Here is a 2,926-nt window from a genome sequence, read left to right as displayed (position 1 = left end):
CACCACTGTTTTTTATGAAACCCCACATCGCATTGCGGAAACGCTAGCAGAGATGCAACAGCTATTTACAGCAAATCGACCTTTAACGATTGCGCGTGAGTTGACCAAAACGTTTGAACAAATCGTCGCATTGACCGTTGGTTCTGCCATTAATTGGTTGGCTGAAGACAGTTATCACGAAAAAGGAGAGTTCGTTTTACTATTGGGTGCAGAAACTGTCCAAGAAGTCGATGAGCAACAATGGCAAAGCATGGCTGAGGAATTAAGAGATTGTGGTGTTTCTAGTAAGGATGCTGCAAATTTAGTCGCAAAATACACTGGTGTAAATAAGAAATCAGTTTATAATTATCTGATTGGTAAATAGTTTACAAAAATAAGTGACAGTTTAATAGCTAATCAGTAAAGTAGTGAGAATTTTTCACTGGAGAAAGCTTATGAAAGGTCAGTTATGGATTGTTGCTGCTCCATCAGGTGGCGGAAAAACCTCTCTTATTGCTGCAGCTAAAAATGCGTTGTCAAATGTGGTGGAGTCTGTTTCTCATACAACACGTGAACGAAGAAATGGCGAGATTGATGGAACGCATTATCATTTTGTGACAAAGGAAGCTTTTTCCGCTTTGCGAGAAGCGGGAGATTTTTTGGAACATGCAGATGTATTTCATCATGCGTATGCAACTTCTGGTAAACAAGTTGATGCGTTGTTATCAGCGGGTAATGATGTCATTCTTTCTATTGATTGGCAGGGGGCAGAACAAGTGAGAGTCAAACGCCCAGATGTGAAGACAGTTTTTTTATTACCGCCTTCGCTAGCTGCCTTGAGAGAGCGTTTAATGCGACGCGGTCAAGACGATGCTGCGGTAGTTAATAGCCGAATGGCAGAGGCCAAAGAGCAAATTAGTCATTACAAAGATTTTGATTACATCATTATCAATGATGATTTTAATCGTGCTGCCTCTGAACTTCAGTCTTTAATTATTGCAGCTCGATTAGAGCGTCAAAGATTACAGGAGGATTTATCGAATCATGTCAGCAAACTCAACAATGATGAATAATCGAAAAACTTTACTCCCTCCGCGGCTAATGTTGCTATTAGCACCAGTGCTTTGGTCGACTAGCAATGTCATAGGAAAGCTTGCCGTAGGATTGATGACGGAATTTCAATTTACTTTTTATCGTTGGTTATTTGCAGCTATATTGATGACGATTTTCTGTTGGAAAGTCGTGAAAAAAGATTTGCCAGAATTAAAAAAACGCGCACTATGGCTATTTTTTTGGGGCGGAAGCGCTTTTGCATTATTTAATATCGTGCTGTATGGCGGTATTAATATGGGGGTTAAGCTAGTCAATATTGCAATTATTTTTGCGTTAATTCCCGCTTTGGTGCTGATTTTAAATGCGATTATCTTTAAAGAGAGAGCGCATCCATTACAATGGCTAGGCGTTGCTGCGACAGTTTTTGGCGTGATTTGGTTGGTCACTGGTGGTACACCACAAACATTGCTTGGTTGGCGCCCTAGTTTGGCAGAAGGATTTGTGTTAATTGCCGCGTTAATTTATGTGGGCTATTCAGTTGTCTTAAGACAAGCACCTAATGTGCATTGGATGAGCTTAATGTGGGCAATGTGTGTGTCGGCGATGTTGGTATCTTTGCCTTTTTATTTATGGGAAACCGCAAAAACAGAACAGTTGTTAATTCCTGTTGCACCGACGACAGCGGAAATAATGAAAGCATTGGCTTTAGTGGCTTATGTCACGGTTTTCGTCGCTATTTTGTCGAAAATGTTTTATATGGAAGGCGTGATTGTACTAGGTGCTAGTCGAGGAGCATTGGTAATGAATTTACTTCCAGTTTTTAATACTTTAGCTGCACTATTGATTTTTCGCGATGAAAGAGCAGTTTTTGGCGCGGTGCAGTTAACGGCATTGTTGTGGGTGGTTGGCGGGATTCTCTCCTCAGAAATTGGCGCAACTTTAAAGTGAGACCTTTGCAAAACCCTAAAAAACCACTAATCTTTCTCTTGATCCGATACAGAGGAAAAAGCCATGACAACCTTCTTCCAACAAACCGCCAAAAGCATCATTGCCAAACACATCAATCGATTTCCTTTACTCAAGCTTCAAGCCATTATTGACCGGAATCCCATACGCCAAAGCCTGCAACAACAAAAATTCAGATAAGATACCGTCAGGAACATAGTGGACGCCCACCTTATGAACCACTAGCGATGTTCAAAGCCATCTTACTCGGACAATGGCACAATCTTTCAGACCCAGAGCTTGAACACAGTTTTGTTATAGCTGAATAGGTTTAGCTTGCATACAAACTGACAAACCACAGACAGTTAACCTCAGTATGGGAAAACGAGCTAATGCTGTATGTGAGTTAAAGACATTTAGCTATAGTAAAAGTTTAATAAAAGAGTTACGGAAATTAAATTGTTATTCCAGCAAAGTATGTTTGCTGACTTTATCTATCTATCTTAATATCGTAACTATTCTAGTAGACTTTCACTATATAACTTCTGGAAAGCCTTGTAATCCATCCACACAGGCAATGAGGATAATCTTCTATCCCATAGTTATGTAAGTTGGTTAAAACATAGACTGACAATTTCTTGTAATGACATATCTATTCGATAATTAAGCAGCGACTCTTCAATATAAAAAATCCTTACGAATTCTAAAAATAGGCTTATACTATTCGCTCTAAATATAGTGCAATCATCTAAAACCCAACCCAATCCAAAACAGATAAAAGAATAAAGTATCAATACAATCCATCCGCCATTCTTTGCGGATTTGCTTAATCCAAGCCCACATCTTTTCAATAGGATTTAAGTCTGGACTATAAGGGGGTAACCAAACTATCTCATGCCCATGCTCTTCAATGATTGCTTGAATATCACTGCGTTTATGAAAAGCGGCA

Annotated in this window: 3 protein-coding genes and 2 pseudogenes; 4 read left to right on the top strand and 1 reads right to left on the bottom strand. The window is 39.5% G+C overall.

Annotated features, from left to right (window positions below; genetic code table 11):
- The 4 genes and pseudogenes from A5N85_RS15800 to A5N85_RS16745 all read left to right on the top strand — a co-directional run.
- Positions 1-364, top strand: a pseudogene (locus A5N85_RS15800) (16S rRNA (cytidine(1402)-2'-O)-methyltransferase); the annotation flags it as partial.
- 70 nt (positions 365-434) lie between these two features.
- Complete coding sequence (gmk, locus tag A5N85_RS12895) at positions 435-1,052, top strand: guanylate kinase (RefSeq protein WP_072577563.1); 618 nt, start codon at positions 435-437, stop codon at positions 1,050-1,052.
- A complete protein-coding gene (locus A5N85_RS12890) occupies positions 1,024-1,980 on the top strand; it encodes a DMT family transporter (protein WP_211268218.1) in 957 nt (318 codons plus the stop codon). The genes gmk and A5N85_RS12890 overlap by 29 nt, the downstream gene beginning before the upstream one ends.
- 63 nt (positions 1,981-2,043) lie before the next feature.
- Positions 2,044-2,294, top strand: a pseudogene (locus tag A5N85_RS16745) (transposase); the annotation flags it as partial.
- Positions 2,295-2,721: 427 nt separating this feature from the next.
- On the opposite strand, the gene A5N85_RS12880 reads toward A5N85_RS16745, so the two are convergent.
- On the bottom strand, positions 2,722-2,926 hold a 205-nt coding region (locus A5N85_RS12880), incomplete at its 5' end, for a transposase (RefSeq protein ID WP_211268217.1).

The sequence above is a fragment of the Suttonella ornithocola genome (assembly GCF_001889065.1).
GTDB classification, from domain to species: domain Bacteria; phylum Pseudomonadota; class Gammaproteobacteria; order Cardiobacteriales; family Cardiobacteriaceae; genus Suttonella_A; species Suttonella_A ornithocola.
Note: the sequence above shows the minus strand (reverse complement) of the source record. Positions and strands in the feature narration are given on the sequence as shown.